The organism is Barnesiella sp. An55 (assembly GCF_002161555.1).
Lineage (GTDB): Bacteria > Bacteroidota > Bacteroidia > Bacteroidales > Barnesiellaceae > Barnesiella > Barnesiella merdipullorum.
On sequence record NZ_NFHZ01000006.1, the window covers coordinates 1 to 14462 of the forward strand.

Genomic DNA, 14462 nt, shown 5'->3' on the forward strand with positions numbered 1-14462 from the left:
CCTCTTGATGGCTACCGCAAAGTTACTGATGTTCTAATCGAAAAATTTTCTGATGTTTGTAACTTATTGATGTTTAATAATTAAAACATTGTCGGAGAATTTTTTTCCGGACACTAGTGGACAGAAAATACTGATGCACCTTGCACTATTGCACTTTCATCTTGCCAGGATACCGTGCAATCTTCTCAAAGTGCAAAAGTGCAGAGTGCAACCACACTAAAATCAGAGGACCATGAGTGAATACAGATTCCATTTACAGAAATACCGTCCTGGAAGCAAGACTACTTGTCCGAGCTGTGGTAAAAGCCGGTGTTTTGTCAGGTATATTGATGAACAAGGCAGCATTAGTTTTCCCGGTAATGTCGGCAAGTGTGATCATGAAAACAGTTGTGGCTACCACTATACACCTAAGGAATACTTCAAGGATAATCCTGATGTATTGGAAATGGATAAGGGAAGCGGCAAGTCACTTCTTTCTGCCCCTTATAAGACGGCAGATAAAACTCCGTCTTGTATTGTCCCTTCGTATATTCCTTCATCTTATGTGTTAAGGAGTCTGTCACATTATTCAATCAACCCCTTATCTCAGTATTTCTGTCATGTATTTGGCGAAAATGAGGCAAGCAGATTGTTTGAAATGTATCGCATAGGGACATCTTCAAAATGGGGAGGCGCAACGGTTTTCTGGCAGACAGATATAAATGGACAGGTAAGAACAGGCAAGGTAATGTGCTATAATGCTGAGACAGGGCATCGGGTTAAAGAGCCTAAGGCTTTTGTCAGCTGGGCGCATTCCGAGTTGAAGTTGCAGGATTTCCATTTGAAGCAATGTCTGTTTGGAGAACATCTTCTGAAAAATTCATCGTCTCCGGTAATGCTGGTGGAAAGTGAAAAGACCGCTGTTGTAATGAGCCATTTTATCCCCGATTATATATGGCTGGCAACAGGTGGAAAGAACGGTTGTTTCAATAGTGAAGCCATGCAGGTCCTCAAAGGCAGGGAGGTTACTCTCATCCCTGATTTAGGAGCAACCGAACAATGGAAAGAAAAGTCTGCTTTGTTGTCTGGAATATGCAAACGGGTTGTTGTGTCCAATGTTTTGGAATGTACATCCGATGAAGAGCAACGCAGCCAAGGATTGGACATTGCAGACTTCTTTCTGTATTCACCATCAAAGAGACAGATACTCCATCAGATGATACAACGTAATCCAGCATTACAATTACTCATTGATGAACTGGATCTGGAACTTATTGAATAGTAAAGGAACTTGTTCCGAGGATTTATAGAAAGTCCTTAACACAATAAGGACTTTTTGCCTGGCGGCAATAAAATCCGGTCATTGTCCCGCAGAGCGGACTGGTACAAGAGCAAGCTCAAATATTAATCATTTATCAAAAGAATACCCTATATGAACACAGATATTAAACAGGCCATGCATGTTGAAGCCGGGAAGTCATTCGGCACAGCAGAGGCGAATGAAAACGAAAGGCATTGGAATGACGACAAGATTGACAGAAAGAATCAGGATCCGACCAATCACTATGACAAAACCCGAATGAAACTGAATTTTGAGATTGGGCCCGATGGGAAAGTTCATCCGTTAGGCTATCAAGAGAAATCGCTTGAAGTACGTTTGCATGAACGGTTGACTGAACTGGGCTGGAAGCCTTTCAAACCGGACAGCAAAATTCAACCAAACTGTTGTGCGAAATTTATCTTTGGAGGCAATCATGACCGTACACTTGAGATGGCATTTGGGACCCAAACCGTAAATCTGGAAAAGGGTGCAGATAACAGTCATCTCCAGCGATGTCCGGAAATCGAACAATGGGCAAAAGATGTCTATGACTGGTGCGCCAAACGGTACGGACAAGAAAACATCATCGGCTTCCAGGTTCATCTTGATGAGAGCAGCCCGCATATCCATGCCTTGATCGTTCCTGTCGGACAACGAGCCAAAAGCGGACGTGAGTGCGTCATGTGGTCGGCTAAGTTTGGCAAGAGCCGTTATGAGTATGGCCATATTCTTCGGGAAATGCACACCTCACTATACGAAGAGGTAGGGAGCAAATACGGACTGGAACGTGGTGACAGTATTGAAGGCCGGAATGTCAGTCATCTTAGTAAACGCGATTATATCCGGAAACTGGCCAAAGATGCTAAACAAGCAGAGAAAGCAGTTAAGGGGCTGCAGACTATGACACGGAGGTTGGAAGCACAGATATTCAGGTCTCAATCTCAACTTGAAGAAATTGAGAAGTCTTTGGCTTCCGGCAAAATCGCTCTTCAGGAATATGAAATTCAAAAGACCAGGATACAAAAACAGATTTCCGAATACCAGTCAAAGCTTGAAGACAAGGCAGGTAAGCTTCAAGAAAAGGAGCAGGAACTGGAGCAGATGACAAAGAATATAGACCGTGTCGGTAGAGTGGCGCAACCTTTCCGCAATCACAAGATAGATTTTGAGCCGCCACGAATCACTGGTAAACCTCCGATATTCGGTGTTGACAAATGGATTGAGGAGCAGAACAGGTCTATCGCCAGCCGATTTGTAAAGATTGTCCGTCAGATTGAAGAACTGTATCGGAAGGATACCGAACAGCAAATACAGGCAGTGCAGAATAATGCGTTGTTGGACTATCGGGAGCTTAAAAGGCTGCAACAGGAGTATGCACGACTGACGGAGCTCAACGATAATCAGACTGAGCAGATACAGACATTTCTTGACCAGCTGGCTGAGCCTTCTTTGCGGGTACGAATCTTTTCTATTGCTGATGCTTTGATTGGCGGGCAGCCTGTCGCTGTTTCATCCGGCGGAGGTGGTGGCAACGCCGACTCAGACCTTCGCTGGGATGGCCGCAGACCAGATGAGGAGGAAGAGGCGTATAGGAGAAGATGCTTACTATGTGCTACCCGAATAGTCAACACCCCATCCAAAAAGTCAATGCACAGATAAGATGAAGGCATCTATTCATTTCGAATAGATGCCTTTGCACTAGGATGTATACGGTATTATCAAATTAATAATCATTAATATTAGGCTGTAAGCCAGCCATAACCCTGTACAGCCATATCAATGAAATGATTCATCAATAAGTTCGTCTTGGAATTGAAGACTTCACGGTCATAGGATTCAGGCAGGTCATTATTGATGTCAATGTGTTGTTTTTTTACTACTTTTGCGGTGAAATTCAACTATCCATAAAATGAACAAAGAATTGATTACAAGTAAGCTCCTGTTCCGGTTATTGGCAGCAGTTCCGGTGTTATTGTCCGGATGCGCGGAATTTGAGGACTATTCATCCTCGAAGAATGACAGTGAGTATGTAGAGATGGTCTTCACGCAAGACAATGAGGGTACGAAAGCTGAGATTGGAGAAGACGGCAGCGGATCTTTCACAGAAGGAGACAAAGTCGGACTTTATATCTATGGAGAGCAGACAAGACAGGTCATACTGACCATGGAGGACGGGCAATGGACTCCGAAACTGCAGAAAAGTGAGCTTGGCTCGGGTACTGTGCGCCTTTCAGCATACTATCCGGCCAGAGAGGATGTCTCGCCTGAGACAAACCTGCACACGCATCGTGTGGACACCGACCAGACCGGTAACGGGTATGAGGACTCTGACTTGTTGTGGAGCCACCTTGACATAGAGCAGGAAGATATTACCGGGGATGTGATAGAGATGCCCTTTATGCACGGTATGCACCGTCTGTCAATCAATATCTCAAGTGACGAAGGCTCTCTTCCTGATGATCTGACTGTCACTGTGAGGAATATTACGGAAGGCTCATTCGACCTCTCGACAGGAGGTATTGACACTCCTTCCGGTACAATGGAGGACATAACGCCCCGCATATTGTCCGAGGGAAAGTATTCGGCGATTCTTTTCCCCGGGGATCTTGGGGAATATGCCGAAGGATGGGTGGAGATTTCCGCAGGTGGAAAGACATCCGTCTACAAGGCACCGGCTACGATCGGAGAAAGCAGTGTGTTGGAGAGCGGGAAGGAGACCGTACTCAACCTGCGTCTCAAATCCGACGGAGATATCGGAACCGACCCTGACCCGGATCCTGATCCTGATCCTGACCCGGATATAGACTACGGCGGCAAGACGTGCTGGGTTTACGGGGTCAAGACCGCCAGCCTGCCCGATTATCCAAAAGACAACGAGTCCGTCCCTGAGTACAGTTTCTTGGTGCCTGAAAACTTCCCCAACGGTATATGGTACAAAGTATCCGGCATTGCGTATCTGAACTGGCAGAGCGACTTTTTATGGTATGACTGCGATAAGGACGATCCGGACGATAGTGGATCCCATCCTGGATACCATGACAGCAATATGTGCTGGGCGGCGGGTGCGTCAAATCTGCTGCATTGGTGGACACGGCTCAATGAACCGTATATCGAGGCGTATGATGCAAGGTACAGTTCAAATCCATGGCCGGCATATCCGCGTCCCTCTTTCGGGTTTTCCGATACTGAAGGCAGTGAAATTTTCGACTTTTTCAGAGACATATCCAGAAACAGAGGGGGTTCGGATGCCGTCGGAATTAACTGGTTTATCTGCGGGACTCCGGGAATATCATCTCCGGATCCTGATATTGATGACAATTATGGAGGATATTTCACGGAAATATTCGACAACATAGATGTTGCGTTCAGACCTGAAGACGCCATGAATAAAGAGAGTTTCAACAGGATTATCAAAGGCGCTCTGGAAAATAAGCAGGGGCTGGGTTTCGAACAGTCTAACCTGAACCAAGGGGTTACGCACGTTATGACAATCTGGGGTGTGGAATTTGATGATGAGGGTTATGTATCCGCCATATATTATGTAGACAATAATGACCATTATAACTTTGAGGTTAATGGAGGTTCCAATAATTACCAGCGCCACCGCCTGATACGCCAGGAGATTAGATACCGGGAAGATGGACCTTGGAAAGTGCTGATGGGAGATTCCAGCATATATCCCATATCCTGTATAACGGTTGTGGATTTGAAACGGGATATCTGGCAGAAAGAATTTCCCGAAGTTGAGATTAATGAAAGTTTTATTCAATAAGTTGAAATAACGATGAACAATACGACGAAATATTACAGTTTAATTATAGCAGTGGTTGTCCTGTTTGCAATGATGACTGTTTCCTGCGAGAAATCCCCTGTGGACAAAGGCACAGATGAGACTGACAGGATGATAGATATCCGGACATCCATCGAGGCCCTGACCAAATCACCCGCACTTGACGGGAACGGAGAGGGAAATTTCTCCAACGGGGATATCTTTACGCTTGTGGTTTCAGGAAGCGGTTTCCCGAATATAGACACAAGCTACACTGTCGGGACGACTGATCTCTCATGGGCGGATCTCAATCTGCCGGAAGATGCCGGGAACGTATATTTCTCAGGCTGCTATCCTGTCCAGGGGAAGGCAGTGGACGGAATATTGACATTTGTCGTCTCCCCAGCGGAAAAAACCGACCTGTTGCTGGCCGAGGCGGTGCAAGTCAGGAAAAACTCAGAAGATGCAGTGAGTCTGGTATTCAAGCATGCTCTGCACAAACTTGTGGTAAAGTATGTGTCCGATGATTTGACGGATGAGCAGCTGTCTGAGATATCCACATCGGTCAAGGCTCTTTCCTCATGCGGCATAGATCTGGCAAAAGGGGCAATACAGAACGGTACGGCCTCCGGACTGTCAGAGGTGGGAACCATGCAGGGCAGTCAGGTATCATGTTTTATAGTTCCTCAGGAAAAAGACAATGTGACGCTTGAAGTAAGTCTCGGTGACATGGTGCGTACACTAAGTGTTCCCGACAATGATCAGGACGGCAGGCCCGTCAGCATGCTTGATGGAGGAAGATGCCTGACAGTTCAAATAAATGTATCCTCCGATAAGATTGAACTAGACGGAGTGCAGATAGAAGGATGGGGGCAGCAGGGCAGTGTTGACGGAGACATCGAGTTATAGTTTGCATTTCGCCTATTTTAACGTACTCGGTTTAATGACTCCCTGTAGACATTGTGTGGGAAATGCCGAAATGTCTGGATACATACCGGCTGAAATAGGAAAATGACGAGAAGTTCATCCCGGCGGCTATCTCCGACAGAGGCAGTTCCTTTTGGCACAGGAGGTTCGCAATCTCATGCAGGGTGAAGCGGTCTATCCAGTAAGTGACCGGTATGCCGCAGGCTTTCCTGCAAATCTCGGAGAGGTAGTGGAGAGTGACACAGAAGCGGGAGGGGAGGTATAGTAGGGGACATCCCGGTGCAGGATGTACTCCCTGTTGTAAAACATTCCGATAAACCGTTGCAGCAGCCTGGCCGCGTGCGTGGATGTCGTACAGATCCAGGATGTGTGCAGTCATAAGGCAACCCAGCGTTTCCTCTCGGAACAGGTGCAGCCTTCAGTCCGTCAGCCTTTCCCGGAGCCGTTCCATCGACATCACGAACTGTTTGGACAGTCCCATCGTGACGGCGTTGTAGTCATCAGATTCGGAGAAACCAGAAGCCAGCGACATATTGGCCAGTATGACGTAGTCGCCCGCTACGATGTTGTAATTGATATTCTGGAAGCGGAAATTCATGCTTTCCCTCGTGCAGAGGATATGGATTACGCTCTGGGGATGCTCCATGACATCGAAGTCCTGATCGAGTCCATGAAGAATATCCAGTCCTTTTCCTGTTGTTCCATACGTTTCCCCTGTTTGCCGATCTGCGGTACGGATGTAGGCAAAAAACCACGAAATGTGAAAATATATCCCCCGATTTTGTAACATTCGGATTACCTATATCCTGTAATTTTGCAACGTGAATTAAGAATCTGCTTAAATTTATTTATAATTAATTACATTAGTGTCCCGTTAAAATGGGACGAGTTAAACAATTAATCAAAAAGCCCCGGAATCAGGGGATCATTTAGATCTTTGACATCATTGAAATTAGTCTTGTCGAACAGGTCACGCAAGTGGGTTTTGTCAGTCAATGATATACTGAGAATTTGCAAAACTTCATAGGTTGAACGTTTCAACTTCATATCATGTTGGACAATAGCCACAAGACAGTACGTGATAATAGCCACACTGATTTGTATGCGAACAGCGTTCTCTGTTGTGCCCCAGAATTTCTTTATCTTGAGATGCTGCTTGAGCCATTTGAAGAACAGCTCGATTAACCATCTTTTCTTATAAAGATTGGCGACATCCAGTGCAGAAAGTTGTTTTGCATTCGCCAAGAAAGTGAACTCACGGTCATCCTCTTCGTCGTAATATCGGACGAGTCTGAATGAGTCAGGATATTTTTTCTCGGAAAGATATCCGGTCAGTTTCACTTCCGCATCTGTCATTATGTTCTTTGGCATTCTTCGCTTCCATTTGACTGTCTTATACTTTAAGTTCGTCTTGGCTCTGACAACAAAGAAAGAGTCTGTAAGATGTATCCTATAGAGTTCTTTAAAGGAGTCATAAGCCCTGTCGAATATATAATAAGCATTTGGTTCATAATGGATTGAAGACATTGCTGTGGAATCGTGCTTTGATGCAGTGGTTACAGTATAGAAGGCAGGAACTTGTGCTTCAATGCCGTATAAGACATGAGCTTTCACCCCTCCTTTCTTGCTTCGGAACTTTGCCCATGGGAATGTTGCAAGACACAACGGAATCGTTGTTGAATCAAACGCATATTTCTTTCCGGAAATGTCAAGGATGTTGGTCGTCCGCTTCTCGCAGGCTTCCTTCATCATATAGAATGCAAAATCTTCGAAGATTCTGTAATCACGGTTCTGGTTCGCTGTCGCAAGAGTTGTCTTGGCTATCGGTTCACGTCCTAAACCAAGATGATATTGCTTGGCCCTATGCGCCTCGAAAGCAACGATTAAGTCTCGCAGGCTCTCACGGTTACTCAGTTGTCCAAACATCATTGCGAGCATCTGATTCCAGCAAGTGAAATGTTTCACATATCTGTTGCCATCATATTTGCGAACATAGTTGTTGAACTGAGTCCTGTTCAGAAAAGCGGTTAATTGAGAGAATACGTATTTGTCTTGGAACATAGCAGCCATTTGTATTAGACTGCAAAGTTGCAAAATCAAGTCCGTTTCATTTCAAAAGACCGTGTAATTGACTATATTTCAATAATTTCAAAGAACTATTTATCCACTTTTACGGGACAGTAGTGATTTAATTACACAACCTAATGCAATTTCAATCTTATGGTTAGAAGAAAATGAAACGAGTAAGTATAAATCTACACATTGAAATCTGTTGATTGTTTTTAGCCTACATCTGAATTCTTTATGTGGCGAATATTTTGAATACCAGAAAAGAATCATTGATGTTTAGCAGAACTAATATCTTCACATGTCGTTGAATTTGCCAAAATCAAAAAGAATTTGGATACTATGGCTTTAATTTTTTGTTTGTCTCGTCATTCCTCCCATCGCCTCAGACCGTCTCAGACGGCGTGGTTTGTTTGCGCAAATTTCATTGATTGCTGCATAATATATTGATAATCAATACAGATAAATTTCTTCAACGAAGAGAAATATTGATTACTTGTCTGAGAGCTTAAAGATTAATCGCCGGCGGGATAAACAATCGCATGATGTTTATCCCGCCGGTGGTTTTATGGGAGAAAGCGAGAAACAGATAATGTGTGCTTTTCTTCCGAGCAATAGGTGGGGAATAAAAATATTTATGTATCTTTACTAGTTGAGAATATTAACACAATCGATGCAAGATATAACCCAATAGTATTTAAATAGTTATAAATAATATCGTCCCCGAGCTTTCCCTTTCGACGTCTGTGGGCTTTGTCCCCAACTTGAAAAGGGCAATCTCGAAAAACCAAACACCTATGAAACACCCTATCACCCTGTACAAGAAGAGACTGACCATCCTCCTCGTGACTCTCTGTGCCCTGTCGTGGAGCTGGGCCGGCGAGATAGACCTGATTCCCAAACCGCTCCGGATAGAACAGAGCGAGGGCCACTTCCGGCTTACCTCCAAAGCGACTATCGGCTACGATACCGCACTCCAGGAACAGGCCGAATACCAGCAACAGCTGCTCGGCCAATCGACCGGATGGGATTTGGCACTGAAGCCCGAAGCCCGCAAAGCGACTATCCGCCTCGAGCTAAAGCCCGGTGAGGTAGGTCACCCCGAAGGGTATCGTCTGGAGGTGACTCCTAAAGGCGTCACCGTGACGGGTGAGGATCAAGGGGGTGTGTTCTACGGCATACAGACCCTGCTGCAGCTCTTCCCTGCCGAGGTTTACAGCGACCGCCGCCAGCACGATATCGAGTGGACGGCCCCGGCTGTGACCATATACGACGCTCCCAACCGGCCGTGGCGGGGCATGATGCTCGACGTGGCCCGCTACTTCTACCACAAGGAGTTTGTGAAAAAGTATATCGACATGATGGCCATGTACAAGTTGAACAAACTGCAACTGCACCTCATCGACGACTCGGGCTGGCGCCTCGAAATCAAGAAGTATCCCCGCCTGACCGACGTTGGGGCCTGGGCCGGGCACGATGCCAGGCGGCTGGGTGGATACTATACCCAAGAGGATATCAAAGAGCTCATTGCCTATGCCCGGGTGCGCAATGTCGAGATTATTCCCGAGATAGAGTTCCCGGCCCACATCCTGTCGGCCATCGTAGCCTATCCGTGGCTCAGCTGCACGGGGTTGCAGCACGAGGTTCCCCTGCAGCATTTCATCAGCAAAGACCTGCTGTGCGTGGGCAAGGAGAGTTCCATCCAGTTCCTGAGCGACATCCTCGACGAGACGGTGGCCCTCTTTCCCAGTGCCTATATCAACATCGGTGGAGACGAGGCCGTCTATACCCGCTGGGAATCGTGCCCTCATTGTCAGGCCGTTGTCAAACGCGAAGGGTTGAAGGATGCCTCTGAACTCCAGGGCTACCTGACCAACGTGGTGGCCGAGATGATGAAAAAGAAGGGTCGCACCGTAGTGGGCTGGGAAGAGATTCTCCTCAGAGGCGAGGTAAAAACTCCCGTGGTAGGTGTATTCTGGCACAACGTAGCCGACACCATCGAGGCTACCCGCACCGGCCACAAAGCCATCCTCACCCCAGCCACGCATATGTACTTCGACTTTCCCGAGAGCCAGACTCCCGGCGAGGTAAAGGCGGCCACCTGGATGCCCCCCATCTCGGTCGAGAAGTGCTACGGAATGGAGATAAACGACTACTCCCCCCAATCGACCGTACTGGGTGTGCAGGGATGTTTCTGGAGCGACCAGTTCATCCACGGCACCACGCTGCAAGAGATCGACTGTCTCGACGAAAACCGTTCGGAGAACTATGCCGAGTACCTCACCTTTCCCCGTTTGCTGGCCCTGTCGGAGGTAGCCTGGGCGCCACAGGCAGCCCGCAACTATCGCGACTTTGCCCAACGGTTGAGTCACCACTTCGCCCGGCTCGACTTCAAGGACTGTCACTACCGGGTACCCGAGCCACATATCGAAAAGATGGCTACAACCCCCGACGGCAAACTGGAGTTCACCCTGTCGCCCACCGTGGACCGCAGCCTCATCCGCTACACCACCGACGGCTCCTACCCCACAACCCACTCGCCCATCTATACCGGCCCGGTAACCGTGGCCGACAAGAGCGACTTCAAGGCCATCACCGTAGTCACCGACACCCACTACTCGCTGCCCATCTACTTTGCCCCCGACTACTCGGCCTACAAGTCGTATGGCGAGTTCACCACCGAGTGGAAACCGCTCGTTGTGCAGACTCAAAAGGCGCCGTGGCGATTTGAGTGTACCGGCAAAATTGCCGGCAATGGCCACTACGCCATCTCGTTCATCCCCACCAAGGGGGCCAATCCGCTGCGACTCGGCAGTCTGAAACTCTACAAACGCGACGAGCTGCTGGCCGAGGTGGCTCAACCCTCCACAACCGATGGACAGGCTACGACCTACCGATTTACCGTCGATACATTTGAGGCCGGCACCCCCTTCTTCGTCGAGGTCGAAGCCTATGGCGAAGGCGGTAACGACACCTCGGGACTGGTATTCATTCTCAAAGAGCAATAACAATCTATCTATCTCCGTATCTCGCACGAAAGACGGTTCGAAGCCGGCCTTTCTGCGAGATATCTTATTTTGCATTAATAAACGCAAACTTAAATATTAACAATAAATTTTTGTGAAATAATTTTAAACTGGCTAATTTTACGAGCTTTTAATTCATATAACCTTTGTCTCTATTCTAATGATTTAGGAAACACAAGAGAAATCTAATAATATAAAAAACTAATACGAGTTCTATGGTATTTCAATTCAGAATGGCAGGGGCATACAGAGTATTGCTTTTGCCGCTTTATTTTCCTCGGGCATAACCGCTTATGCCTCAGAGGGAAGAGTATCAATGCCCGACCCGTCTGCAACCGAAGTCATGCAAGGCAAGATAGCCGTCTCGGGAACCGTCAAAGATGTGAACGGCGAACCGTTGATTGGTGTAAGCGTAGCCGAAAAAGGGACTACCAACGGCATGATCACCGACCTGGACGGCAACTTCAAACTATCGGTATCCAGCCCCGAATCCACCCTTGAATTCAGTTATGTAGGCTACAACCCCGTGAATGTAAAGGTGGGTAACCAAACTGTTTTCTCGATACAAATGAAAGAGAGCGCCCAGGATTTGGACGAGGTCGTAGTCACCGCCCTGGGTATCAAACGAGAGAAAAAGATGCTGGGTTATGCCGTGCAGGACATCAAGGCCGACAAACTGAATACCACCGGCGACCCCTCGGTCATCGGAGCCTTGAGCGGGAAAGTGGCCGGACTCCAGATGAACACCGCCGGGACCGATCTGAGCGGTTCGACCAAAATCACCCTCCGAGGCAACTCTTCACTGACCGATAACAACCAACCCCTGTGGGTTGTCGATGGAGTACCCTTCAGCGACAACAACAGTTCCGATGCCTCGCTCTTCGGCGGTATCGACCGGGGTGGTTCGGCCGTCGATATCAACCCCGAAGACATCGAGTCCATCTCGGTACTGAAAGGCCCAATGCCGCCGCCCTCTACGGCTCCCGTGCCGGTAACGGTGTGATTCTCATCACTACCAAGCGCGGCGTTAAGGAGAAAGGGTTCGGAGTCACCTATTCGGGCAACTTCACCTGGTCGAGCGTAGCCTCTTCGCTGGAGCAACAAACCACCTACGGACAAGGGAAAGGCGGGGTATTCGACCCCAATGTGTTCGAGAGTTTCGGTGCCCCCTTCGACGGGCACACCTACACCGGCTGGCTCGGGCAGGAACTGCAATACAAAGACTATGGCAACAAGTTTGACCAATACTTCAACACCGGTTTCACTCAAAGCCACAACGTAGCCATAGGCAAGGCCGAGGAGAACTACAACTACCGGGCCTCTTTCGGCAGCACCGACAGCAAAGGCCTGTTCGACGGAGAGGAGATCAACAAGATAAACATCGACCTCAAGGCCGGCATGCGCATGAACAAATACCTGAGCATGGACTCGAAAATCTCGTTGAGCCGCACCAAGGCCACCGACCGTCCCCAATACGGTAAAGGAGGCGAGGTTTACCAACTACTCTATATCCCGCGCAACATCCCGTTGAACGACCTGAAAACCTTCCGCAGCGACACCCAACGCCACATATATTATGTAAACCCCACCTTGCAGGAGTTGAACCCCTACTACATCAACTACCAATACAGCAACATGGACGAGCGCTGGCGGGCCTTCGGCTACTATACGGTAAAACTCGATTTCACTCCCTGGCTCTATGCAACGGGTAAATATACCTTCGACTACTACAACACCAGCATCGAAGAGCAAAACCGCACCAACGGCATCGACGGCCAGACCAAAGAGTCGTACAAGTCGATGGAGCAACGCTACTACGAGCACAACATCGAGGGTATGATCATAGGTCACAACACCTTTGCCGAGAAATTCCGCCTGGGCTATTCGCTGGGTGGCAACATCATGTACCAACGCGCCAGCGGCCTGACCGGCTACTCCGAGAACATGGCCAAGGAGGGTATCTGGTACCACAATTCGGCTTTGGGCAAGAACACCGCCGAACAAACCCTGACCGAACGCGAAACCCGCTCGGTATTCGGTACCCTGCAATTTGCCTGGGACGAATGGATTGCCCTCGACCTCACGGCCCGTAACGACTGGTCATCGACCCTGCCCAAGAACAACTGCTCCTACTTCTACCCCTCGGCCAACCTGAGCTGGGTATTCAGCGACATGATGCGCCGCTACGACTGGGGCCTGCCCTCGTGGATTACCTTCGGCAAGTTGCGTCTGTCGGCCGCCCAGGTGGGTAAAGACACCGACCCCTATGTGCTCTACAACTACCTCACCTACACCCAAGGGGTAAACGGTCCCGAGATAAGCTATCCCAAAATCAAGGCCAACCCCGACCTGAAGCCCGAGATTTCGTCGGCCTACGAAGCCGGTCTCGACATGAAGTTCCTCAACAACCGGCTCGGGTTCGACTTCACCTACTACCGCAGCCTCACCAAGAACCAGATCATGACCGTGCCCATGTCGGGCGAATTCTCGGCCAAATACATCAACGCCGGTAAGATTCTCAACGAAGGCGTAGAGTTGATGTTGTACACCACGCCGGTCAAGACCAAAGACTTTGAGTTCAACCTCGATATGAGCCTTGCCCACAACAACACGACCGTAGTCGAGTTGCACGACAATGCCAAATACATCAGCTTCAACTTCAAAGACGAAAACATGCTGGTCGATGTAGGTGCCGAAGAGGGTGGCCGCCTGGGCAACATCTATGCCAACACCTTCTATGCCCGCAACGAAAACGGCGAACTGATTCTGCGTAACGGTATGCCCATGACCAAATCGAACAGCAGTGCCGAGCGCAAATGCATCGGCAACATACAACCCGACCTGCTCATGTCGGTAACCCCGTCGTTCAGCTACAAGGGATTCTTCCTCACGGCCATGTTCGACATGCGCTTCGGCGGCGACATCGTCTCGGTATCCGAGGCCATCGCCACCCGTTACGGTACGGCCAAACGCACCGAATACCGCCCGGCCGAAGGCATCGTGCTCGACGGTATCGACGAAGCTACGGGCCTGAAGAACACCATAGCCGTTCCCGCCGAAGACTACTATCGCTCGATAGGCGGCGACAATGCCCCGGCCGAAGAGTTTGTTTACGATGCCTCGTACATCAAGTTCAAAGAGCTGTCGATCGGCTACTCCTTCCCCTCGAAATGGCTGAAGAAGATACACGTTTCAAACCTGCGTCTGGCCTTTGTAGGGCGCAACCTGTGCTACCTGCTGAAACACACCCCGGGCACCAGCCCCGAGGGCGGATACGACACGACGATGTTCTCACAAGCCATCGATTACACGGCAGTGCCTTACACCAGGACATTCGGTTTTTCTATTAATGTAGGATTTTAATGCGTAGAAC

Annotated in this window: 10 protein-coding genes; 7 read left to right on the plus strand and 3 right to left on the minus strand. The window is 48.6% G+C overall.

What is annotated here, in order from left to right; genetic code table 11:
- Window positions 1-232 precede the first annotated feature (232 nt).
- The 4 genes from B5G10_RS04990 to B5G10_RS05005 all read left to right on the plus strand — a co-directional run bounded on the left by B5G10_RS04990 (window position 233) and on the right by B5G10_RS05005 (window position 5978).
- Window positions 233-1261 (plus strand): DUF6371 domain-containing protein, encoded by a 1029-nt coding sequence (locus B5G10_RS04990; RefSeq protein WP_087423647.1) that lies wholly within the window; start codon window positions 233-235, stop codon window positions 1259-1261.
- 150 nt (window positions 1262-1411) lie between these two features.
- The gene (gene mobV, locus B5G10_RS04995) at window positions 1412-2959 is read left to right on the plus strand and encodes a MobV family relaxase (RefSeq protein WP_087423648.1); all 1548 of its coding nucleotides are present in this window, start codon (window positions 1412-1414) and stop codon (window positions 2957-2959) included.
- A 250-nt stretch (window positions 2960-3209) separates the two neighbouring features.
- On the plus strand, window positions 3210-5072 hold the full coding sequence (locus B5G10_RS05000) for an IdeS/Mac family cysteine endopeptidase (RefSeq protein WP_087423649.1): 1863 nt from the start codon (window positions 3210-3212) through the stop codon (window positions 5070-5072).
- Between the two features lie 12 nt (window positions 5073-5084).
- Entirely contained in the window at window positions 5085-5978 is an 894-nt protein-coding gene (locus tag B5G10_RS05005; RefSeq protein WP_087423650.1) for a fimbrillin family protein, read from the plus strand.
- 31 nt (window positions 5979-6009) lie between these two features.
- On the opposite strand, the gene B5G10_RS12810 is transcribed toward B5G10_RS05005, so the two are convergent.
- The 3 genes from B5G10_RS12810 to B5G10_RS05015 all read right to left on the minus strand — a co-directional run bounded on the left by B5G10_RS12810 (window position 6010) and on the right by B5G10_RS05015 (window position 8057).
- Complete coding sequence (locus tag B5G10_RS12810; RefSeq protein WP_241147712.1) at window positions 6010-6375, minus strand: helix-turn-helix domain-containing protein; 366 nt, start codon at window positions 6373-6375, stop codon at window positions 6010-6012.
- A 39-nt stretch (window positions 6376-6414) separates the two neighbouring features.
- Entirely contained in the window at window positions 6415-6786 is a 372-nt protein-coding gene (locus B5G10_RS12815; RefSeq protein WP_239467572.1) for a hypothetical protein, read from the minus strand.
- A 107-nt stretch (window positions 6787-6893) separates the two neighbouring features.
- Entirely contained in the window at window positions 6894-8057 is a 1164-nt protein-coding gene (locus tag B5G10_RS05015) for an IS4 family transposase (RefSeq protein WP_087423761.1), read from the minus strand.
- 803 nt (window positions 8058-8860) lie between these two features.
- Here B5G10_RS05015 and B5G10_RS05020 point away from each other — a divergent pair.
- From B5G10_RS05020 to B5G10_RS05025, 3 genes are all read left to right on the plus strand, one after another.
- Window positions 8861-11071, plus strand: coding sequence for a family 20 glycosylhydrolase (locus B5G10_RS05020; RefSeq protein WP_087423651.1), 2211 nt, complete (start codon window positions 8861-8863; stop codon window positions 11069-11071).
- A gap of 334 nt (window positions 11072-11405) precedes the next feature.
- Window positions 11406-12092 (plus strand): carboxypeptidase-like regulatory domain-containing protein, encoded by a 687-nt coding sequence (locus tag B5G10_RS12820; protein ID WP_241147713.1) that lies wholly within the window; start codon window positions 11406-11408, stop codon window positions 12090-12092.
- Window positions 12089-14452 carry a SusC/RagA family TonB-linked outer membrane protein gene (locus B5G10_RS05025; protein WP_241147714.1) on the plus strand — a complete coding sequence of 788 codons (2364 nt, stop codon included), beginning with the start codon at window positions 12089-12091 and terminating at the stop codon, window positions 14450-14452. Before B5G10_RS12820 ends, B5G10_RS05025 begins: the two co-directional genes overlap by 4 nt.
- Window positions 14453-14462: the final 10 nt, after the last annotated feature.